The sequence below is a fragment of the Altererythrobacter sp. MTPC7 genome (assembly GCF_042851395.1).
Taxonomy (GTDB): Bacteria; Pseudomonadota; Alphaproteobacteria; order Sphingomonadales; family Sphingomonadaceae; genus CAJXSN01.
In genome coordinates this window covers 1-22,147 of record NZ_BTGS01000017.1, presented here as the reverse complement: position 1 = coordinate 22,147, position 22,147 = coordinate 1, and the positions used below count along the sequence as shown (strand labels likewise).

Genomic DNA, 22,147 nt, shown 5'->3' with positions numbered 1-22,147 from the left:
TCATTGTGCGGCCAGCCTGATGAGTTCGGCGGCAGCTTGTCCCCGGTCTTCTTGCGCAGCAATCAACGCCTCGCGGATGGCATCGCGCGCTTCGGCAGCGCTCAACACTTCGATCAACGGGAAACGGCCATTGCGATAGCCGATGCGGACCAACCGCAACGCCTCTTCGGCTTGGGGGAGCGATGTCGTGGAAAGCGTCTCGACGCGCGCTTCGGCGGCAAGATATTGCGATCGTGCGCGCGTCACGGCTTGCTCGAAATCGGCCAACGCTACAGCCTCGCGAGCATTGGCGGCGCGCAGCCTTGCTTCGGCTGCAGCGATATTGCCCTGATTACGATTCCAGAAGGGAAGCGGGATCGAGACACCGACCAGAAATGCGTTGTCATTGCTTTCTTCGAAGCGCCGGACACCCGCCGAAACGACCGGATCGGGGACGCGCAAGCTGCGCTCACGATCGATCTCGGCGGCGGCGGCGGTGCTTTCAGCACGCGCCACTCGCAATTGCAGACCGCTTGCTGTCGCCATTACAGCACCAGGCGGTTCGATCCCGGGGAACCTGCTCGGAACAAGCGGCGGCGCCCCCTGATCGCCCCATAGCGAGGCGAGGGCTGTTCGAGCTGCAAGACTTGTCGCTTCGGCGGCCTGAAGTTCGGCTTGCGCTTCCGCCAAGGCCGCTTCGGCCCGAAGAGCACGAAGCGGGGGCTCGCGCCCGACTTCTACGAGGAGTCCAGCAATGCGGGCGAGCTCTTCGTTTCGCTCAACCACATCGAGGGCAAGTTCGACGCGCGACGCTGCCGCAGCCGCTGCTACGTAGCGTTCACGGACAAGAAAGCCGAGTTCGGCCCCCGCCAGGTCAGCCCGCAGATCCGCCAGCTGCGCCTGCGCCCGGGCAGCCTCCACGCGTGTGCCGCGTTTACCTCCAAGTTCGAGCCGCTGTCCGACAGCAAGCGTATATTCGGTGGCGCTTAGCCCGGAGAAGGCCCCACTCCCGGCGATGTTCTCGACCTCGAGCGATATTTCAGGGTTGGGCCGCAACCGCGCCTGTCCGACAAGAGCCTGCGCCGCCTCGGCTTCCGCTTGAGGACCGACGATGCGCGGGTTTAACTCGGTGTTAGCGGGTTCGGCAACCACGCCTGTCCGGCCCAACGCCTCGTCGAGCGTCAGAAGCTCGCGCTCCTGCGCTGCCACAGGCGTGGCAACTGCGGCGAGGGTTAGCCCTGCAATCAGGACCCCTCGCCATTTGATGGCTGGCATTTTTCAAAACTCTCTCTGCTGACAATTCGAAATGCGCTGCGTCAAGCAGCGCAGTGAAGGTCGTCAGGAGCGAGGAGGGCGTTTGGGTAAATTGCTCGCATCGCCGAATAATTCTTCGGCCATATGCGACCCAACCGTGATGTTAAGCCGGTCGGGCATGTCGTTTAAAAGCTTCGATTTCAGTGCTGCGGCGACGTGATGGCAATGCCCGTGGGCGCATTCCTGCAGCTCCGGGCTTTCGTTTTGCGGGCTCTCGTCCGCATCAATGTCGAACATCTGGACCGAATAGGCTATTTCTGACAGCTCGTCCGCACATTGCGCTGCTTCGACCGCCGGAGACGCCATCAGCGCTGCGACCGCCAAAAGGGCGGCGACAATCCTGACGGGAATCAAGGCGTTCAGATCGAACATCCTGTGGCCCCTAACAAGGTGAAACGAAAGTTGAAACAAAAATCTTCTCGGTTGCTGTAATGTGATATTGTCACGAAGCGTCCGGACAATGAATATTGTTCGAGTAGTTTCTTTTTCGACCAAATTCCGTGGATTAGATGCAGCCTTCTTATAAGGCGAAAGCTGATTAATATTCAAATTGCCCAAGTTCCGTCATAATCAGCCATCCAATCCTAGATCACGACATCAGAATCTTGATTATCACGATGATAACGCTTCCAGCGACTGGAGGTGCAAGCACTTTTTTGCTGTCTGGGTTCGGTGCCCATAGTCCCATTATAGTTTTCGCGTCAGCGACCCGCGGAAGAGGCAGCTGGGTTTCGAGAAAGCGTTTCGATGATTTTGCATTCGGAAACCTCGCCGCCCGTGCAGGCCGCGACCACACTTCTCAGTTCGGAACGAAGCGCTTGTAGCCGACTGATGCGCTCGTCCACGGCTCGAAGGTGCCGCAAAGCGATGTCACCCGCCTCGTCACAGCTCTGATCCGGTCTCGCCTTCACGCTTAAAAGCGAGCGTGTTTCATCGATCGAAAACCCCAATTTTCGAGCATGCCGAATAAAGGAAAGGCGCTCGACGTCCTGCTCTTTGTAGGTTCGCTGCCCCGCTGCCGTACGCGCGGCTTCGGGCATCAGTCCGATATCCTCATAAAACCTGATCGTGTTGACCTTCGTGCCCGTGGCTTTCGCGATACCTCCGATAAGCATGAACTCATTCCTCTAATCCTGAAACCGCGAACCATTCGCAATTTCGGCTTGCCTCTACAGCAACTGTAGGTGTTATCTAACGCGTAATGTTGGAAAATGAAACATCGGGCTGTGGCTGCACCGGCGATACGCAAAGAGCAGGCGCAGACCCGGCCTATCGTCGCGCGCTTTGGATAGTAGTCGTACTCAATCTGGGGTTCGGTATTGTCGAGGCCTTCGGGGGGTTTCTGGCGGACAGCCAGGCGCTCAAGGCCGACGCTCTCGACTTTATCGGCGATGGATCGATCACGCTGATCGGCATCCTGGCGCTTGCATGGACCGCCCGCACACGCGCACGGGTCGCGCTGACACAGGGCCTGTTTCTCGGCGTGCTGGGTCTTGGAGTGATCGGTCTCGCAGTATGGCGCTCGCTTAATGCGGTCGCGCCGGAAGCCGGCTTGATGGGCGGGATCGCCGTCGCGGCCTTGATAGTCAACATCGCGGCTGCGCTTGTGCTCATGCGGTTTCGCGAAGGCGACGCACATGTATCCGCGATCTGGCTGTTCAGCCGCAATGACGCGATCGCCAATGTCGGAGTGATCATCGCTGCTGCCCTGGTCGCCTGGACCGGGCAAGCTTGGCCCGATCTGCTGGTCGCAGCGGTGATCGCCCTGATCTTCCTTCATTCGGCTTACCTCATTGTAAAACGCGCGACCGAAGAACTTCGCGCGCAACATGCTTCGGCTCTCGGAAAGGCCGCCTCCAAATGACGCTACGTGCTTTCGCGGTCCAATTGATCGCTTTCCTGTCCATCGCAGTCGCAATGCCCGCTGCTGCAGGCACGCATGACGCGGTTCAGACGACTTGGCGCCTGCTCGATTACATCGCCGTGGATTACACCGAAGCCGTTAGCGGCGGTGAAGTCACGAACGAGCTGGAATATACCGAAATGCAGGAATTTTCTGCCTCGGTAGCCGAACGCATGGCTGCCCTGCCCACGAACGCGCAACGTGCCCAGCTGGTTGCGGATGCAGAGGCTCTCGTCGAGTCAATCTCGGCGAAGGTGGAGCCTGCTGTCGTCGCGCGAGACGCGCGCAGATTGGCAAGCGAGCTGATCGCGGCGTTTCCCGTTCCGCTTGCGCCCGAGGCGGCACCCGACCTCGCGCGAGGTGCCGCACTGTACGCCCAGAACTGCGCAAGCTGTCATGGCCCAAGCGGTGGCGGCGACGGCCCTGCCGCAGAGGGACTCGATCCCCCGCCAATCGCTTTTGACGACGTCATCCGTGCCCGCGAGCGCAGCGCTTTCGCGCTCTATCAGGTCATCGGACAAGGGCTGGAAGGAACGGCCATGCCGGGCTTTTCCGATCTCCCGGCGGAAGATCGCTGGAGCCTTGCCTATTATTCAGGGTCGATCGCATTTGAGAATGTAGAGCGTGGCAGACGGATCTGGAACGACGATCCGAAAATCCGGGCGCGTATTCCTGACCTCGCCGCTCTATCCGGCCTTACCCCGGCAGCCCTTGGCGAGGCGATCGGCACCGAGCGTGCCGATGCCGTTATGGCCTATTTGCGGGCTCATCCCGAAGCCGTGGCCAGCGATACGACCGGCTCACTCGCTTTGGCACGCGAACGCTTGCAGCAAAGTCTTGCCGCTTACGAAGCGGGTAATAAGGCCGAAGCGCGCGAACTCGCGCTCTCGGCCTATCTCGATGGCTTCGAACCTTTGGAAGCCGTTTTAAGCACGCGCGATGCAGACCTGCTCGCATCTGTCGAAACCGGCATGGCCGAGCTTCGAGCGGCAATAGGTCGCGGGGATCCGGTGACCGCCGTCGCCCAAAGGGTGAATGCGCTCGACGTTCTTTTCTACCACGCCGAGACGGTTCTCGCCCCGGACAATGCCAGTGAGGCCTCGGCATTCGCAGGAGCCTTTGCGATCCTGTTGCGCGAAGGGCTCGAGGCGTTGCTGATCGTGATCGCGATGATCGCGTTCCTGCGCAAGGCCGAGAGAACCGAAGTTCTGCCCTTCGTCCATGGCGGATGGCTGTCGGCCCTTGTCGCCGGTGGCCTGACTTGGGTGGCAGCGACTTACCTGATCGGCATAAGTGGGGCAGGTCGCGAGCTGGTAGAGGGGTTCGGGTCGCTTTTTGCCGCTCTCGTACTGTTGTCGGTTGGCATTTGGATGCACGGCAAATCGCAGGCCGGCGAATGGCAACGCTATATCCAGAAGACCATGCAGCACGCTCTGTCGCGCAGGTCCGCATGGTTTCTGTTCGGGCTGGCGTTCCTCGTGGTTTACCGGGAGGTCTTCGAGACGATCCTGTTCTTCGCAGCGCTCTGGACCCAGGGTCATGCCGACGCGATTCTTGCTGGCGCTGCCGCCGCAATCGTGTTACTGGCGCTGATTGCCTGGGTGATGCTGCGCTACAGCCGTCGACTGCCGTTCGGAACCTTCTTCGCGTATAGTTCGGTCCTTATCGGCATTCTCGCCGTTGTTCTGGCCGGGAAGGGCATATCGGGCCTTCAGGAAGCCGGATTGCTGGGCATCACCCCGCTTCCGGGACTGCCCCGAATACCAATCCTTGGTGTGGCACCGGCGCTGGAGCCGGTGGTCGCGCAAATTCTCACGCTCGCCCTCATTGCGCTGGGATATTGGCGCAACAAAAGGAAGGGCATGCAAGTCCGGACACTGCATGCCGAAACCGGTTGATTGCGCCATGGGCGCAGGGAAGCGATATAATCGATAGACATTCTATCTTTGGGGCTGCGGTGCTTGGCGCCGATGCTTTGGGAACAGCCGCGTACGGCGGACGTGACCTGTTAACATGCAGGAGTGCGACGCTCGCTTCGGTAACGGAGCGCTGGCAACTTCGCATTCCTACACTCTGTTTAGACGAACGAGAAAGTGGCGAGCGGGTTTTTAATTTCAATCTGCGCGACGGTGTCTCGCAATTCTTCGAAGGCATCGAGAAGCCGACGATACGGGTCTGATGAATGCAAGCCGCACTTTTTCTGAACGGGCGATCAACCGATCGAACCGGGAAGCAGCTTGACCGTGCGATTCGCGGGGCAGCTCTTTGTTCTATCCCACAACGACCAGTGCCTGAAGTCTCGGAACAGGGGCTAGATGGAACGGTTGTCCTATATTCAGGCGAGGCCTTGCGGCTTCTTTTGCGGTTCGAGGACTACACCGACTTGAATTTGCCTTGCATGTACCGCTGATACACCTTCGAGCAAGGAGGCGGCGGAATGAGGCGGCAGTTTACCGGCACATCCTGAATCAGACGCAGAGCAAAGACTTGTCACACCAACGCGAGAACCATTCCATGAAAGCATCCGATCTTCTTGTCGCCGCGTTGGAAGCCGAGGGCGTCGAATATGTCTTCGCGGTGCCGGGCGAGGAAAACCTCGATCTCCTGGAGTCGCTGCGCACCTCGTCGATCCGTCTGATCGTTACCCGGCACGAGCAAGGGGCGGGTTTCATGGCGGCTACCTACGGTCGCCTTACCGGTAAAGCCGGCGTATGCCTTGCCACGCTTGGTCCCGGGGCAACAAACCTCACGACGCCCGCAGCTTATGCCGCTCTGGGCGCATTCCCGCTTGTCATGATAACCGGGCAAAAACCCATCAAGGTCTCGAAGCAGGCGCAGTTCCAGATCGTCGATGTCGTCTCGCTTTTTACTCCCTTGTGCAAGATGGCGAAGCAGATCGTGAACGGCGAACGCATTCCCTCGCTGGTGCGAGAAGGTTTCAGGAGGGCACAGGAAGAGCGTCCCGGTGCAGTTCTGCTGGAGCTGCCCGAAGACATTGCCGAGGAAGAAACCTCCGAACCGGTCGTGGCGCCCCACCCCCGCCAATATGCGGTGGCGGGAGATGCCGCGCTAGACGAAGCCGCCGAGCGTATTCTGGCCGCCGATCGCCCGCTGCTGCTGGTTGGTGCCGGGGCCAACCGACGTAGCGCCTGCAAGGCGCTCCGAAAGTTCGTCGACGATACACAATTTCCGTTTTTCAATACGCAAATGGGCAAGGGAGTGCTCGATGAGGCAAGTCCCCTATATCTTGGGACGGCGGCTCTATCGTCGGATGACTATGTTCATTGTGCCATCGATCGCGCAGACCTGATCGTCAATATCGGCCATGACGTGGTCGAGAAACCGCCCTTTTTCATGGAGCCTGACGGACGCACCGTTATCCATATAAATTACAAGGCCGCAGAGGTCGACCAGGTCTATTTTCCGCAGCTGGAAGTCATTGGCGATATTGCCGGATCTGTCGAGCGACTAGGAAACCGGCTGCGCGGCAAACACCCTAGTGACCCGTCCGCCTATGCTAATGTCCATGAGGACATCGCGGCGCACATCCGCCAAGGCAGCGACGATGGCCGCTTTCCGATGGTGCCCCAGCGCATCGTTGCAGATGTACGGGCGGTCATGGGCCGCGACGACATCGTCGCACTCGACAACGGCATCTACAAGATCTGGTTCGCCCGCAACTATATCGCGCATGAGCCGAACACGATTCTGCTCGACAACGCGCTGGCGACGATGGGAGCGGGTCTCCCCTCGGCGATGATGGCAGCGATGCTGTCGCCCGAGCGCCGCGTGCTCGCCGTATGCGGCGATGGCGGGTTCATGATGAATTCGCAGGAGGTGGAAACCGCGGTCAGGCTCGGCCTCAACCTCGTCGTACTCATCCTCAATGATTCCGCTTACGGTATGATCCGGTGGAAGCAGGAAGAACTTGGCTTTCCCGATTACGGTCTGAGCTTCGCCAACCCCGACTTCGTTACCTATGCGAAGAGTTATGGTGCGACGGGCCACCGGATCGAAAGCAGCGAAGCACTGGTACCGACCTTGAATGAAGCGTTTGAAAGCGGCGGCGTTCACCTCGTCGACTTGCCGGTGGATTACTCCGAGAACCGCAAAGTTCTGATCGATGAACTCAAGGCGATGGAGTGTCCCCAATGACGTGGCAGGTCCTCAATCCCTACGACCAGGAATGCATTGGCAGCGTTGAGCTGGTCGACTGGCCGCAAGTCGATCGTTGGCTCGACGAGGCGCGCGCGCTGCACGAAGACCGACAAGCGCGGCTCCCCGCGCATGAACGCATCGCCATCCTGCAGCGCGCCAGCGGGCTGATGCGCGAGCGCGCGGAGACACTGGCAATGCAGATTGCGCTCGAGGGCGGTAAACCCATCGTCGACGCGCGCGTGGAGACCAGTCGCGCCATTCAGAGCGTCGAATTGTGCATACACGAATTGTTTGCCAGCGGCGGGCGTGAAATCCCGATGGACCTGACGCAGGCGGGGGCAGGACGCAAAGCTTGTACTTTCCGTGAGCCGATCGGGCCGGTCGTGGCGATCTCCGCTTTCAATCACCCTCTGAACCTGATCGCCCATCAGGTGGGACCGGCGGTTGCAAGCGGATGCCCTGTATTGGTGAAACCGGCCAAGGACACGCCGCTTTCCTGCAAGAGCTTCGTCGAAATCCTTTATGAAGCCGGACTCGATGAAAGTTGGTGCCGTTTCGTGCCGTGCTCGGACGGGGTCGCCGAAAAAATGGTCACCGATCCGCGAACTGCATTCTTCTCCTTCATCGGTTCGGCCAGAGTTGGCTGGATGCTCCGCTCCAAACTGGCCCCTGGCACGCGCTTGGCGCTTGAACATGGGGGCGCGGCCCCGGTCATCGTCGATGACAGCGTTGCGCACGCCAAGGTAATTCCTCCTCTCCTGAAAGGCGGCTTTTATCATTCTGGTCAGGTCTGCGTCTCGGTGCAGCGGGTGTTCGTTCCGCGCGCCGAATTGCCGGACTTCGCTGCCGAGCTCGCTGCGGGAGCAGAGGCACTGACTGTGGGCGATCCGACCAAAGCGGAAACCCAATGCGGTCCGCTCATTCGTCCTGCCGAAGTCGACCGCGTCGCATCCTGGGTCGATGCAGCCGTTCAGGGCGGCGCCAGGCTCGCCGCAGGGGGTAAGCGCATGGGTTCCACCCTTTACCAGCCCACGGTCCTTGTCGATCCGCCGTGCGACGCCGATGTATCGCAGAAGGAAGTGTTCGGCCCTGTGGTCTGCATTTACGGATACGACGACGTCGATGCTGCGATCGGCCAAGCGAACGCGCTTCCCTACGCCTTTCAGGCGGCTGTGTTTACCGACCGAATGTCCTGGGCCGATTACTGCGTCGAAACGCTGGCCGCGTCAGCCGTAATGGTCAACGATCATACCGCATTTCGCGTCGACTGGATGCCGTTCGCAGGACGTCGGCAGTCGGGCCTCGGAACAGGCGGTATAGGTTACACGATGGCCGATATGAGCGAAGAAAAGATGGTGGTCGTGAATGCACCATCCAGCGTCCTATGACCTTGAGGGCGGTAAAACGGCTCGCGCCCCTCTTGATACTGGCCGCCTTCAGCCTCGATCAATTGTCGAAAACCTGGGCGCATTCTTTCGTTGGTTCGGGTAACGTGATCGCAGTATTCCCGGGCTTCAATCTAGTCGCCATCGCCAATAGCGGCGTGGCTTTCGGACTGGCCGGTGGAGCAGCCCCCGTGATCCTTATCGCGATCGGCGTTCTGCTTTCGGGCATGCTCGGGATTTGGCTAATCCGAACGCGATCCCCCATCCATGCGCTCGGCTTGAGCCTGGCGATTGGCGGAGCGCTCGGCAACGTTGCAGACAGGCTGATGTTCGGCGCCGTCAGGGATTTTATCGATCTGTACTGGGGCAATTTTCATTGGCCATCATTCAATCTGGCCGACGTCGCGATCGTAGTGGGACTGGGGCTTTTGGTCCTGGTGGGCGAAGACCAGCCTGAAACCAGCGCGAATACGAGCTGATTAAGAAGGGACGCAATGAGAAAAGACGAACGCTTCCGCATAGTGCGGAAGGTCGGGACGCCAGCGTGCTCGCAATGTCGTCCATCGCGCCATAACGCCGCTTCGTCTCGATCCCGCTTGCACCTACAGTAGCTGTAGCACCCATCTGCTCGTGTAGTTCGCGCTGCATTGGCGCTCACCACAGGAGATTTTCGATGACACTGCAACTTGGCGACACCGCACCCGATTTCGAGGCCGACACAACCGATGGCACAATTAAATTCCATGAATGGATGGGTGACGACTGGGCGGTGCTCTTCTCGCACCCTGCGGATTTCACTCCTGTTTGCACGACGGAACTCGGCGAGGTTGCCCGCCTCAAGCCCGAATTCGACAAACGCGGCGTCAAAGTGATCGGTCTCAGCGTCGATCCGCTCGAAGATCACCGAGCTTGGGCGGGCGACATTGCCGAAACCCAAGGCCATGCTCTCAACTTTCCGCTGGTCGCGGACCCGGATCGTAAAATCGCCGATCTCTACGGAATGATCCATCCGCAGGCCGACGACACTCTTACCGTGCGCTCGGTCTTCGTAGTCGGGTCCGACAAGAAAGTGAAACTTACGCTCACCTATCCCGCGAGCACGGGCCGCAATTTCGAAGAAATTTTGCGGGTCATCGATTCGCTGCAACTGACAGCGGATCACAGCGTAGCCACACCGGTGAACTGGCAGCAGGGCGAGGACGTCATCATCGTGCCATCGCTCAGCGATGAAGAAGCGCGTGAGAAATTTCCCAAAGGCTGGGAAACGGTAAAGCCTTATCTGCGCGTCACACCGCAGCCGCAGTATTGATCGCAACGTAAAGGGCAATGCGAGACCGATCGGCGGGAGCATAGTCTAAAGCGCGCCGGTTGGTTTTGCTGTGCCTAGCTTGGCACTGATGTGCCAAATCGAAAGGACGGTGTTGGGCAATGAATCGTTCCATAAAACAGAGCGGAAAGCCGATGCCGAAAGGGCCCATCGACAGCACGCTTCATTTCCTGCGCCGACCCTATGATTTCGTAAGCGCAGTCTGTTCGAGAAGCGGAAGCGATATGTTCGAAACGCGCCTGCTGCTCCGCCGAACCGTGTGCCTGCGCGGCGAAGCTGCTGCCGAGATGTTCTACGATAAAACGCGAATGTCGCGCGACGGCGCGATGCCGGAACCGGTTCGCGCGACCTTGACCGGCAAGGGCGGCGTCCAGGGTCTGGATGGCGAGCGGCATCTGCGGCGCAAGGAGATGTTCGTGTCGTTGCTGACGCAGGAGCGTGTCGAGGCTCTGGGACAGAAATTCGAAGAAGCGTGGTTGGCCCAGCTGCCGGAATGGACCCGGGCATCGCAGATAGTCTTCTACCAAGCGCTGCATCCCCTATTGGCCGAAGCAGTGTGCGACTGGGCCGGAGTGCCATTACCGGCCGAAGAGCGCATCAAGCGAACGCGTGACCTCGTTCTACTCTTCGACCGCGCCGCAGCGCTCGGCTTCGGCCATTTTAAGGCCCGGCGCGCGCGCAGCCGTTCCGAATCCTGGCTCGCTCGCGTCATCAGGGATGTGCGTGACCGCCGTCTGGACCCGTCTGCTGATTCAGCGCTCGCTGTCATTGCTGCGCACCGGGATGAGGATGGCGCGCTGCTAAGTCCCAGGATCGCCGCCGTGGAACTGCTGAACGTTCTGCGCCCAACCGTCGCGGCGTCCGTCTATATCACTCTCCTGGCGCATGCTCTCCATTCGTTTCCCGATGTGGCCCCGGCCCCTGCATCCGATCGCTCCGTATTGCGCCGTTTCGTGCAGGAAGTGCGCCGGTTCTACCCGTTCTTCCCCGCGGTCGCTGCCAGAAGCCGAAAGGACTTTCGCTGGCGAAACATCCGGTTTCCCGCCGGGCGACGTTTCCTGCTCGACTTGCACGCAACCAACACTGATCCTCACCTCTGGAAGGAGCCGGAAACCTTCGACCCGGAGCGCTTTCGCAAGGAAGACTTTTCCGCGTTCGCATTGATCCCTCAGGGCGGCGGCGATGTCTCCGCAAATCATCGCTGTCCCGGCGAGACAGTCGTACTCGAAGTCATGGAGCGCGCGTTGCGAATACTTCTTTGCGAAATGGAATGCCGGCTCCCCGCCCAGGACCTGCGCATTGATCGCTCCCGGATGCCGGCGCTGCCAGGCAGCAAGATCATTCTCGCGGATATCCGGCGCAGTGAGCGGTCTGTGAAAGAGACTTGAAGAGAACCGGGAACGCGTTGAGACCTGTCAGAAATGAACGTCCGATTGCACAACAGCTGAGGCGCAATCGCTCCTTGGGAAGCAACGACTCCTCATGGTCGGGCAGCATGATGCTCGGATTTGGCTGGGCACTTCTCGACGCCCGAACAGGAGAGAACCGGCCGCACAGTCATTTGGCACACCAGATCAGTCTTTCGCTGGGCGACTCTTGCAGCATCAGCGCTGACCGAGATCTTCGTTTGTCGCCCGGTGAAGCTGTTCTCATCCCTGCCACCACGGTTCACCGCTTGACGCCATCCGGTGCCATCCTGCGAAATTTGTATGTCGATCCGTTTTTCATGGGAACCCGTGACCTCAAAAAGAGTGTTGGGCTGGAACGGCTTTCGAACGCCGAAGCGAATGCATTGGCTCTGATTCGATCCGGGAACGAGGCACGCAAATGGATAGAGGGCTTTCTGAACCGGAAGAGTTCGAGCCAAATCGACCCGCGCCTCCGCTCTACTCTGCAACGGATCGAACCCGGGGCAACACCTTCGGAATTGGCCAAAGCCGTTGGCGTTTCCACCACGCGGCTGCGGGAGATTGCTGTTCGGGATTTTGGAGTGCCGACGGCCAAGCTCCTGCAATGGCTACAGGTTCAGCGTGCCATCGAAGGTTTTCACCAGTCTCACAGTGTCGCTGCCGCCGCGGTCGCAGGTGGGTTTTCCGATCAAGCGCATTTTACCCGTCGTTTGGTCGAATGGTTCGGCGTGACGCCATCACAGGGTCTTGCAAAAATCGAGATTGCCATCGTGCGTTAAGACACCAGCGAAACGTTCAAGACCGGTGGGCGACGGGAGCGTAAATGGATCCATCGTTTGATGGAGGCTCCAGTGGCCGTTTTTCGTTATCTCTATGCCCCGCTCTATTTTTTCGGCTTTGTCGGGGGAGCTACAGCGCTCGTGTCCTCGGGTAGTTCGCCAGCCTGGCTGTTCGTTCTGATCATCGCCGCGATTGGGACCTCGCTCGCCGCCGAGCGTATCGCGCCTTTTGAAAATCAGTGGAATTCGAGCCATGGGGATGGCCGACGGGACGTTTTGCATGCCCTTGTAAACGAAGGGTCTCTTGTGGCTATGGTGCTGCTTCTTCCGCTCATCGCAAGCCTTGTCCCCTGGGGATCGGCCTGGCCAACGACGCTGCCCTTATGGGCCGATGTGGCCATCGCGATCGTGCTTCTCGACGTAGGGATAACCCTTGCCCATTTCGCCAGTCACAGGGTTTCGTTTCTCTGGCGTTTTCATGCCGTGCATCATTCGGTACGCCGCATGTACGGCTTCAACGGTTTACTGAAGCATCCATTCCACCAGTTTATCGAGGTTTCCGCAGGTGCATTGCCCTGGCTTCTTCTGGGAATTCCTCTCGACGTCGCCACCGTGGCTTCCTTCGCTGTGCTGATCCAGCTCCAGTTGCAGCATTCGAATGTCGACATGCGGGTCGGGCCCTTGGCATATGTCTGGGCCGTCGCTCCTGTCCATCGGCACCATCACCTTGCGTCCCAGACGGACGGCGACGTCAATTTCGGCCTCTTCCTGACGCTATGGGACGTTCTGCTCGGCACTGCACGGTTCGGATCGAGCAATCATATCAAAGCCGGGACCATCGGCCTCGCTGGCATCGAAGATTATCCTAATGCGTACCTGGCGCAGTTGGCTGAACCATTTAGAACGCAGGCGTAGACTTGCCGGCGCTTGGCGCCCGAGCGAAGAATGGGCATGACGGACCAGCAACCATCCTTCGCATTACCGACCGGCTGCCGTGCCCTCGCTCCGCTCTTCGGCATGCCGGAAAAATCCAATATGTCGCCCAATGGCCGGACAGCGACGACGCAACCCAAAATTACCGTGGCAAGCGAACTGCTCATATAAGGCCTTCTCCCCACTGCGGAAGCATTGAGCGCTCAAGTTCCGCCACCGATTTCATGTGCCAAAGCCGTTGAGATCTGATCGCTCAATGTTGCGGTTCCGAGCAGCGTAATTCGCGATCGGCCTGGAAGGCCATCGGAGTGGAACTGGTTGGTTAGGGAAGTCGCCGGCATAAACGGGCACTCATGCGCCCCATACGCTCACACCGCTCCGTGCTCGCTGTAAACTCATCTAGCTGCGATCGTCAGGGGTCATCTTCACCCTCCCATCAGCAGGCCGATCGCGCCCAGCACCATCGAGGCCGATCCGAAGATGGTCTTTGCGAGGGACATCTTCCGAGCGACGGCACCTCGACAAATCCGCTTTCTGACCTTGTCCAGGCCGGTTCTGAGGCCTGCCGTTCCGTCCCAGACATCGATCATTCCCCAGGTGAGGAGAGCGCCGGCGACGAGACAGGCGTAGCTGTCGATCTCGAGACGACGCATGGCGAACGATATGGTCGCGCCTACCATCACGGGCAGCATAATGATCTTGGCGACGTCTATCGCGCTCAGAACCGACCGATAATATCGCGAGGAGATGAAAGGGAGCAGGAAAAGGGGCCGCGCGCAAAGCGTGCAGGTTTTGCCGAAATAGCGCGACATCCATCCCGGCATAAGACCCCTGCAGAAGGGGCATCGGACCTGCGGCTCGTCGATGATCACGGCCCATCCTCCCAAGCTCATGCCATCTTTTGGCATTTCGCTTTCCGGCAATCATTCCGAACGTCGCATTTCGCCTGATCGCCGCAGTCCTGCTTTTCCTGCTTGCAGTCGTGACATTTGACGATTTCATTCAGCGACATATGGCGCTTCTTGCGCTCGACACTGCCCTCGAGCATCGCTTTCGCCCTCGCTTCCCGGGCGACAAGATCGAGCATCTGCCGGGCAACATTGCCGGTGGTCGGATCCACCCCATCGGCGATCGTCTTCGTGGCGGCAGCGTATTCGTGCATTTCATCCGCCGGTGCGGCGTCCTGTGCTGCTGCCGGTACGGCCATGAAAACTCCTGCCAGTGCGACGGCGGCCATCATTTTCTTCAACATTGCCAGTTCCTTCTTTTTTCCGGTTGCCCGGACTGGTTGATGCGCCGGTGGCGCGTGATGCTCCTTTCGGAGCGGTTTCGCGGAAGGTGAATTCCTCCCGGACCTGTCTGGCGCTCGCGCGCCCTCATGGCGTCATCGCCAGAAGCCGTCGCGCCTCTCGCCGCTGCGGTTGTCGTACTTTTCCCTGTCGTCGTATCCGCTCTTGCGAATGCCGACCTCGACGCGATCGTCTCCGGCATTGCGAATGTGGAGATCGCGCAGGTCCACCTTGTTGCGGTGCGCCCAGTCCTCGGCGGCTCGCTTGCTGCCGAATGTGCCTACGTCTTCGTAATCGAACGCCATCGTGATCATCCTTCAGGTTTGAGGAGCTTCCCAGGGTAATTGGGTTCGGTGGGCTGAGCCGATCCGGGCGCGTTCTCGATGTGGCGCTCGAGGCTCGTCCGGATCGGCCGCTCTCCAGCGGGAAGACGCAAATTGATCTGAATCCCGCCCGGGAGCGCATCGATCATGTCGCCTTCTCCCGCCGGACTTCGTTCAGCCGACGCGGGACAATCGCGTAAACACGGTTCACGCCGAGCGGCGCTGCGAACGTCGTCACGAGATTGACGAAAGCCACGGCAATCGATCCCACCATCACCGCGGCGAAAATCGCGAGGCCGATGGCGACACATTCGGCCATCATCTGCTGGTTCGCGACCATCTCGCGCATGTCGGCGCATCCCTGGACGCCGTGAAGCTCCAGGTCGCACACCACAAAATTATCCCCCTCCACCATATTCGCCACTTCCTGCAGCCCCGCCTGCTTCACGAAACTGGTAAGGGTCGGCTGTTGCGACAGGACCCCCATGAGACTGTCGCTCTGCGGGTTTCCAGCATCCAGACTGGCTTGATATTCGGGCATGATCCGTCTCCTATCGGGTGCGTTCGATATTGCGTTCGGGCAGGTCGATCTGCGGCACCGCGCGCAGACTCTCCCGATCGACCGAAGGCAGTCGGCCAGCGCTCGCCTCCCCGACCTTGAGGTGCTCCGGGATCCTCGGATTGAAGCGATCCGCCGCCGGCTCTCTGCGGCTGCTCTCGATCTTCTTCTCGCCGAGCGTCTCGAGCGCGCTGGTCTTGTCTCCGGGGTTGCGACCGATCTGGGCGAGCAACCGGTCCTTATCGTTCGTGACGATGGTGATGTCGTCGCGCACGCGCGTCATCATCACGAGCGCGAGGCGCTGGTTGGAGAGATGGCGGGCGGAGGAGTGCATCTCGCCGATCGCCATGTCGCGCGTATCGCCCTGCGCCTGATGCATGTTGATCGCGTAGGCGAGGCCCATGCGCTCGAGCATCTTGTCGTTCGGCTTGAGTTCGACCGTTTCGCCATGCCGGTTCTCGACCGAGACGACGCCGTCCTTGATCCCGAGGATCTTCGCTTCCTCGGATTTCATCAGCTTGCGGGCATCGTCCTTCTCGGTCCAACGGACCTTGTCGCCTTCGTGGATCGTCTCGCTGGTCCTTTCCGAGAGGCGCAGCGCGTCGCGCTTGTCGGCCGGATCGATGCGCGAGGGATCGAAACGCTTCAGTCTGCCGTTCTCGTCGCGCAAGAGCACCCTGCCCTTCTCGTCGACGCCCTCGACGTCGTAGCGGCCGCGTGAGAGGCCTCCCGGAGCCTTTTGACGCATGACCTCGAGCAGCTGACCCCTGGCATAGGTCCCGGCGAACCGAAGCTCCTCGCGCGTCGCATGGGCCGGTCTGAGGGTATCGACCTCGAGCCCCTCGCCTTTGATCGCCCCTTCGGCGCGCAGGCCGTCCTGGATCATTCGATTGAGGGTGGCACGCGCGTCGCGGCCGGAGGAATAGATCGCGGTCCGCTCCCGGTCTTCCGGCGAGAGATCGAGCCATGTCTTCGCCGCGACCTCGAGATGATCCTTCCCCGCCTCGACCAGCTTGTCGCCGAGCGATGCGAAACTCTCGCGGAACCTGCCCGCGCGGGCGAGGCCAGCGGCTTCCTTCATATGATCGGTGCGCTGCCGCAGGCTCGTATCGAGCCGCGCGAGAGCGGGATTGTCCGCCTGGATCAGCGCGAAGCTCTTGCCCGCCTCGATCGGCTGCAGCTGGGCCTTGTCACCGATCAGCACCAGCTTCTCGACGCCCAGGCGATTGGCGATCGTGAGGAGGTCGTTCATCGGCTTGTTCGCGACCAGCGAGGATTCGTCGAGAACGAGGATCTTGCCCTGCAGCGCCGCGCGCGAGGCTTCGAAGGTCGGTCCTCGCCCGTGGAGCGCGCCCTTCAAATGCTGGTTGACGAACGAGGAGACGGTCTTCGCCTCGATTTCGCCTTTCGCCTGCTCGCCGTTGGATGTGCGCAGTTCGGTCTCGTTGCGAAGGTCGTTGACCATCTTGTTCGCGAAGGCGAGGCCGATCACCGCCCTTCCCTCTTCGCGCGCGACGCTCGCAATCGCGGAAATGAGAGTTGTCTTGCCGGCGCCCGCGACGCCCTGGATGACGACGGTCCGGTCGTCGCTCGACAGCGCCAGCGTACCGGCGGCGATCTGTTCGGCATTGAGGTCGTGTTCGCCGGCCACGGCGCGCAAGCGACCAGGAGCATCGCCTGCCGCGATCATCGCGGCGCTTGCGCCCCTGCCCGCCGCTACGTTGGCGAGAGTGGCGCGTTCGATCGCCGCATGTTCGGGCGTTGTGTATTTCTCGATCGCACCGTCGAGCCGTCCGCTCTTGCCCGGGAGCATCTGGCGCTTATCGAGAAGTGCTTCCATGCGCGCCTCGACGCCCTCGGCCGTCACGCCCTCGATGCCGAGGTCGAGCGCGGTCTTAACCAGCTCGCCCTTCGTCCAGGACGTCTCCCGCTCCCCGAGGACACGCACGGCGGACGCCGTCGCAAGTTCGGATCGCAGCTGCGTCGGCGTCAGCGCCGCGCGCTGGAGGCCGTTCGTGGTGAGTTCGTCCGCCGGGCGGGTGTAGAGCTTCGCCGTCTCCTGGATCGATGCGATCACCGTGCGGACCCGTTCGACATTGCCCAAGGGCGCTTCGCGTCCGTCGACCGCACGCAACCGCGCCTGCTCGACCATCGCCTTCGCGTCGAAACCCAGCCCTTCGGCGCGCTTCGCCCATTCGAGGCGAAGCGCCTGTTTGTCGTCCGGATTGAGTTTGGGGTCGCGGGTGTTCCTGGTGACACCGCGCAGGAACTCGGCATCGCGGGCACTCCGGCCAAGCTTCTCGGCGGTTGCCAGTATGTCCAGACGGCGCTGGCTGAAGGCTTCGATGACCTCGCGCGAGACACCCTTGATCTCGAACTGCCCGTGCTTGCCGGTGAGTTCCGTCCGGTAGCCCAGCTTCTCAAGATTGGTGCGCAGAGCCGCGTTGTAGATCGAGCCAAGAACCGAATTGTTCTTCCAGATTTCGCCGTTCCAGAGCGCTTTCCAGTTGCCCGCCTTGTCCTGCGTCATCGCGGCGATGACGGCGTGGGTGTGGTTCTGGGGATCGAGCTTGCGGCTCGTATCGTGCTGGAACAGGGCGTAGAGCAACTTGCCGGTCCGGACGGCTTCGCCGTTCGGGTTGCGGGAATAGTCGCGCGCCTCGGCGAAATGCTTCTCGAGATAGGCCATCGTCGCCTTCACCGCATGGTCCTGCGCAAGCAGGACCCGCTTGTCCCCGCCGAGCTGCGCCATGAGGCTCGCGGACTTCGGCATCGAGAATGTCAGGTCGATTCCGGCTCTACGGTTCTCGTTTCCGTTGACCACAGTGCCATCCGGCAGCTTCCCATCCAGAACCCTCTCGAAGTCCTCCTTCGTCACCGGTCCGCTCAGGCCCAGCGCCTCGGCACCCTTGCCGCCCCATTCGCTGAGCTCGGCCGGTCCATCGCCGACGTAATAGTCGTCCTTGGCGAAGTAGTTCGCAGCGCCCCCTGCGGACGAAACGGATGCCACCGACAACATCAGGCCGGCCCGATCCTAAACGGAGCGGGGGTTCGCTTTTCGAAGAACATCGACCGATCTCCAGCTCCCGCAAGGAGGCCGAGCCCGTATTCACCGCAAACGCGCGCAATATCGCCCCGCGTCCTGCCGGATGCGGTCCGCACACAGCACAGCCGCTGGCCGATCGCCGGGCGGCGGCCGTCCCGACAGAAAAGGATGCAACGCGAGACGGTCATCGGCCCAGCTCCTGATCCTCGTCGATCGAGACGTCCGCGCGCTCGTCCCTCTCGCGGCCGAACCCCTGGCGGTTCTCGCGCTCCAGGACGCTCTCCTGCCCGTCTTCGCGCCCCCTCGACTGGCGCACCTGTGCGAGGGCGTTGCGATTGGTCGCGTCGCGCTCTTCAACGTCGCGTTGTGCCAGGCGCTGGCGCTCGCGCTCGTCGCGCTTGCCGGTGTGCTTGAACTTCGACAGGTCGTCATGATCGCGCTGGTCGCTGGTTCCGTCGACTACGTCCCTGGCATCCGTCCTGTGCTGCAGTTCGGCCGTGGTCTGCTCCACCGAACGGTCGAGCGAACCCTCCACCTCCTCGCGCAACCTTTCCGCTTCGAGTTCCGCCTGGCTGAGCACGACATCGACTCCACCGCGGCTGTCCTTCGGCAGATTGTCCGGCCCCTCCCCCTCGCGCCCATCGACACCCATTTCCGCGGCTTCTTCATCAGTCGGCACGTATTGCGCCGCGCGCATGTCGGTAACGCGTTGGAAGCCCTCGGCACGCTCGGGATAATCCTTCCAGCTCAGCCGGATTCTGGCCGCGGGGAAACCATCCGGAAATTTGATGAAGCCACTGAGGCTCGGAAGGTTGCCGATATCGTCGGGCATGACGAGTTCCTTGACGTCCGTGCGCGGCGTGATCGTCGAGGCATCGCGGCTGTTGTTGTAGCCGTAGGAATAGGCTTCATCCATCTGGCGAACCTCGCGGCTGCCGATGAATTCTGAGCATCGCCGCGAAGTTTCCGGATCCGCCGTCTTGAGGATCAGCTTGGTGCCGGCGAGCGAAGCGAGATTGGTCGCGCCGTGCTCGCCGTAGGTCTCTTCAAGCTTATCGAAGGAATGCATTCCGAGGACGAAGGCACCGCCAAATGCGCGGGCGGTCTGAAGACCGTGATCGATCGCGGGAAGACGATGGAGCGCATGAACCTCGTCGATGAGGAACCAAGTGCGCAGGTTGCGGCTGCGGCCCATCCTGAACACCGCGTTCACCGCCAGGTCCATCCACAGCGTCAGCAGCGGGCGATTGAGAACGAGATCGGGGTGGGTGGAGGTGATGAAGAGGATCGAGCCTTCCTTCACATCCTCGGTCATCCATTTCCTGATCGAAAAGCTGTCCTCGCCGGGTTTTGGTTCAGGAAGAAAGCGGAAGGCATTGGCGTTGGCGATGAAGGTAGTGCGGATCGATTCCGCCATCTTCGCGGCGGAAGGCGACATCATCGGACCGGCGACCGTGCCCTCGAGCTGCGCGTGGATCGCTTTGAGGTTCGACATCATGAGAAAGTACGCGAGACCGCCATTCGACCGGACGCCCATCCCGAGCATCTTCACGCACATTTCGACCATCAGCGTGCGGGCCGACTTCTGCCAGAAATCGTCTTCGACGCTTTGACCGCTGGGAACCAGCGCCGTGGCAGCGCTCATGAACTCGGCATAGTTGTCGCAGTCGTTGAAAATGGACCAGGGCTTGCAGCGCTTGTCCATCGGGTTGAGGATCACGTCGGTGTCCTCGTCGTAGAAGCTTTCGACGAACGTTCCGGTGAGGTCGAAGATGACGCAGCGATGGCCGCGCTCGCGCGCCTGCATGACCAGTTTTTTCAGTTCGGTGGTCTTGCCCGCGCCGGTCGTGCCGATGAACATGGCGTGGCTCTGTTCGAGGCGCCATGGATAGGGCAGTCCGGCAAGACGATACGGGTGATGCAGACCACGCCGGATGCGATCCTTCAGCGGCTCCTTCAGAACGGCTTTCGGATCCTCGGGCGGATTGCGGGACAGGCATTCCTTCCGATGCTCGCACCAATTGTGAGCGAGGATCGAATTTTTGAGTGTCGGACGCTCGACGAGGACCGCGCCGCGCTCATGCCGTTCGGTCAGGATATCGGATCCCCGCTTGCGCGAAAAGTCGATGAACCAGACCGTGAGCGGAACGCAGATGAATGCCGCTCCGAGCATCGATGAAACGGTGACCTGAACAGCGCGCGACCACGCCGCTTCGACGGCGGGATGGTGAGGAACCATCGCCATCGTTCCCTGCACGATCCGGCCCGAGGGAAGCGTCAGGTTGATCGCTTTCATTGGGTCCAGCGACATCCATTCCCAGACCGATGAAAGGAGCTTCATCAAAACGAGATGAACCTCGTGATTTTCGAACGTGAAATAGCCGAGCACGACGAGGAGCAGAGTGGTGGTCCCGATCCACGTATAGAGCGGAATCCTGATACCCGCCCATGTCATCAGGATCTCGTGATGGAAGAGCTGCGATCCGCGGGTGAAATTGCCTGCGTTTCGCTTCACTTTTCCGCGCGCCGAAGCGTGCGTCAGAGTGATCGCTTGCTTGTTGTATCGGATATCCTCACGCATGGTGCTCTCGCACATTGCGCATGGCCGCGCGGATCAGTTCGTCGCTGTCTTCCGGATATTGCCGTTCGACCAGTAGCGAGAGAGCAAGCTGGGTATGCTCGAGGATGGTAAGGGCGCGTTGCCCATTGAGCGCAATGCCCAGCTTGAGCATGGGGAGCCCAATGCTAACGGCAGTGCGGATCGCCTCTGCGCGGGTTATGCCTTGAGCATCCGCGTAAGCGTCGAGGGCTTCGAGAGCATCGGGGGAAAAACCCACTCCGATGCCTTTGTAAGTACTGGCCATGCAAACCTCTGACGGGTTGTGCATGGTTTCTCTATCGCGAGACCGTTATAGGCGCGCCGAAATCGAAAGGGAAGCGGCATTGCATCCGAAAGATATTTCGGCGGTAAGGTTTTGATTTATCAGCCAAACGATCCGCGACCGACCCAATGGGTCTTTTCCCGAAATATCTTTCGGCGCACGGATATCCTTCCAAGCCATTGCTTTTACGTCTCTCTTGGCCAGAAAGCACCTACGGCGCAGCCGTGTTCGGTGTGCTTAGTCAATAGGGACTAGCATTCATTTGAACGATGCCGCCACGAACCACCCCAGTCGGCTGATTCTTAGAGATTTAGTTGGTTAAAACAAGGCCGCGCGGCCGTGAGCAAATAGCTATCACTGCGTCGCCTTTTCTTGCTTTGTTCCGAAATGGGGACCAAATAGCCATCAGCAGCTATCAAACTGTCCCGGTGCTTGAAGCAGGCGAAGATTGCGGGCGAAGACAAAAGCGAGAGAATCAGAATTGCGCTCAATCTGGTCGCGGATTGCAAAGGAAAAGGCCCCGTCGCAGTGCGACGAGGCCTCACAAGAGTTGGCAATATTTGAGCTCGCTCAGTCTTCGCCTGAGCCCCTCCCGCGCGATAGGAAGTCGACCTTGTCAGCGAGGATTTCGGTGCCGTAGCGGGTGACGCCATCGGCATCGTCCCACTGCGTGTAATGAATGCGGCCCTGAACCGAAACGAGCTGGCCTTTGGAGCAATGATCCGCAACGGTTTTGGACAGGCCGTTGAAGCAAGTCACACGGTGAAACTCGCTTTCCTTGGCGGTGTATCCGTTCTCATCTTTGTAGGTCTTGCCCTCGGCGTTTCGGGCCGGGCGATCGGTGACGACGGTGATCGCGGT

At 60.4% G+C, this 22,147-nt stretch carries 21 protein-coding genes; 9 read left to right on the top strand and 12 right to left on the bottom strand.

The genetic code is table 11. The features are described from left to right. The 3 genes from ACGHJ7_RS13215 to ACGHJ7_RS13205 all read right to left on the bottom strand — a co-directional run bounded on the left by ACGHJ7_RS13215 (position 1) and on the right by ACGHJ7_RS13205 (position 2,408). Complete coding sequence (locus ACGHJ7_RS13215; RefSeq protein WP_390478554.1) at positions 1-1,254, bottom strand: TolC family protein; 1,254 nt, start codon at positions 1,252-1,254, stop codon at positions 1-3. A 63-nt stretch (positions 1,255-1,317) separates the two neighbouring features. Next, positions 1,318-1,665, bottom strand: coding sequence for a hypothetical protein (locus ACGHJ7_RS13210; protein WP_390478552.1), 348 nt, complete (start codon positions 1,663-1,665; stop codon positions 1,318-1,320). Between the two features lie 329 nt (positions 1,666-1,994). Continuing rightward, complete coding sequence (locus tag ACGHJ7_RS13205) at positions 1,995-2,408, bottom strand: helix-turn-helix domain-containing protein (protein ID WP_390478549.1); 414 nt, start codon at positions 2,406-2,408, stop codon at positions 1,995-1,997. Between the two features lie 86 nt (positions 2,409-2,494). Here ACGHJ7_RS13205 and ACGHJ7_RS13200 point away from each other — a divergent pair, with 86 nt between their 5' ends. From ACGHJ7_RS13200 to ACGHJ7_RS13160, 9 genes are all read left to right on the top strand, one after another. Beyond that, complete coding sequence (locus ACGHJ7_RS13200; RefSeq protein WP_390478546.1) at positions 2,495-3,157, top strand: cation transporter; 663 nt, start codon at positions 2,495-2,497, stop codon at positions 3,155-3,157. Beyond that, on the top strand, positions 3,154-5,094 hold the full coding sequence (locus ACGHJ7_RS13195) for an FTR1 family protein (RefSeq protein WP_390478543.1): 1,941 nt from the start codon (positions 3,154-3,156) through the stop codon (positions 5,092-5,094). Before ACGHJ7_RS13200 ends, ACGHJ7_RS13195 begins: the two co-directional genes overlap by 4 nt. Before the next feature lie 616 nt (positions 5,095-5,710). After that, on the top strand, positions 5,711-7,351 hold the full coding sequence (locus ACGHJ7_RS13190; RefSeq protein WP_390478540.1) for an acetolactate synthase large subunit: 1,641 nt from the start codon (positions 5,711-5,713) through the stop codon (positions 7,349-7,351). Continuing rightward, positions 7,348-8,742, top strand: coding sequence for an aldehyde dehydrogenase family protein (locus tag ACGHJ7_RS13185; protein ID WP_390478538.1), 1,395 nt, complete (start codon positions 7,348-7,350; stop codon positions 8,740-8,742). The genes ACGHJ7_RS13190 and ACGHJ7_RS13185 overlap by 4 nt, the downstream gene beginning before the upstream one ends. A 32-nt stretch (positions 8,743-8,774) precedes the next feature. Beyond that, a complete protein-coding gene (gene lspA / locus ACGHJ7_RS13180) occupies positions 8,775-9,218 on the top strand; it encodes a signal peptidase II (protein WP_390478535.1) in 444 nt (147 codons plus the stop codon). A gap of 194 nt (positions 9,219-9,412) precedes the next feature. After that, positions 9,413-10,048: a peroxiredoxin gene (locus tag ACGHJ7_RS13175; RefSeq protein ID WP_390478533.1), complete on the top strand. Its 636-nt coding sequence runs from the start codon at positions 9,413-9,415 to the stop codon at positions 10,046-10,048. A 242-nt stretch (positions 10,049-10,290) separates the two neighbouring features. Continuing rightward, the gene (locus tag ACGHJ7_RS13170) at positions 10,291-11,454 is read left to right on the top strand and encodes a cytochrome P450 (RefSeq protein WP_390478530.1); all 1,164 of its coding nucleotides are present in this window, start codon (positions 10,291-10,293) and stop codon (positions 11,452-11,454) included. A gap of 74 nt (positions 11,455-11,528) precedes the next feature. After that, positions 11,529-12,254, top strand: coding sequence for an AraC family transcriptional regulator (locus tag ACGHJ7_RS13165; protein ID WP_390478527.1), 726 nt, complete (start codon positions 11,529-11,531; stop codon positions 12,252-12,254). Between the two features lie 72 nt (positions 12,255-12,326). Next, entirely contained in the window at positions 12,327-13,169 is an 843-nt protein-coding gene (locus ACGHJ7_RS13160) for a sterol desaturase family protein (protein WP_390478524.1), read from the top strand. A gap of 443 nt (positions 13,170-13,612) precedes the next feature. Here the strand turns inward: ACGHJ7_RS13160 and ACGHJ7_RS13155 are convergent, their stop codons facing one another. The 9 genes from ACGHJ7_RS13155 to ACGHJ7_RS13115 form a co-directional block, all read right to left on the bottom strand. Continuing rightward, positions 13,613-14,110, bottom strand: a complete 498-nt coding sequence (locus ACGHJ7_RS13155) for a hypothetical protein (protein WP_390478520.1) — start codon at positions 14,108-14,110, stop codon at positions 13,613-13,615. Beyond that, positions 14,077-14,439: a hypothetical protein gene (locus ACGHJ7_RS13150; RefSeq protein ID WP_390478519.1), complete on the bottom strand. Its 363-nt coding sequence runs from the start codon at positions 14,437-14,439 to the stop codon at positions 14,077-14,079. Before ACGHJ7_RS13150 ends, ACGHJ7_RS13155 begins: the two co-directional genes overlap by 34 nt. Before the next feature lie 132 nt (positions 14,440-14,571). Further along, complete coding sequence (locus ACGHJ7_RS13145; RefSeq protein ID WP_390478517.1) at positions 14,572-14,781, bottom strand: hypothetical protein; 210 nt, start codon at positions 14,779-14,781, stop codon at positions 14,572-14,574. Positions 14,782-14,786: 5 nt separating this feature from the next. Beyond that, on the bottom strand, positions 14,787-14,948 hold the full coding sequence (locus tag ACGHJ7_RS13140) for a hypothetical protein (protein WP_390478514.1): 162 nt from the start codon (positions 14,946-14,948) through the stop codon (positions 14,787-14,789). Next, positions 14,945-15,340, bottom strand: coding sequence for a hypothetical protein (locus tag ACGHJ7_RS13135; RefSeq protein ID WP_390478512.1), 396 nt, complete (start codon positions 15,338-15,340; stop codon positions 14,945-14,947). Before ACGHJ7_RS13135 ends, ACGHJ7_RS13140 begins: the two co-directional genes overlap by 4 nt. A gap of 10 nt (positions 15,341-15,350) precedes the next feature. Next, entirely contained in the window at positions 15,351-18,377 is a 3,027-nt protein-coding gene (gene mobF / locus ACGHJ7_RS13130; protein WP_390478509.1) for a MobF family relaxase, read from the bottom strand. Between the two features lie 211 nt (positions 18,378-18,588). Continuing rightward, complete coding sequence (locus ACGHJ7_RS13125; protein WP_390478506.1) at positions 18,589-20,919, bottom strand: type IV secretion system DNA-binding domain-containing protein; 2,331 nt, start codon at positions 20,917-20,919, stop codon at positions 18,589-18,591. 58 nt (positions 20,920-20,977) lie between these two features. After that, positions 20,978-21,268, bottom strand: a complete 291-nt coding sequence (locus tag ACGHJ7_RS13120; RefSeq protein WP_390478504.1) for a hypothetical protein — start codon at positions 21,266-21,268, stop codon at positions 20,978-20,980. A gap of 588 nt (positions 21,269-21,856) precedes the next feature. Next, positions 21,857-22,147: single-stranded DNA-binding protein (locus ACGHJ7_RS13115; RefSeq protein WP_390478501.1), on the bottom strand; the 291-nt coding region annotated here is incomplete at its 5' end.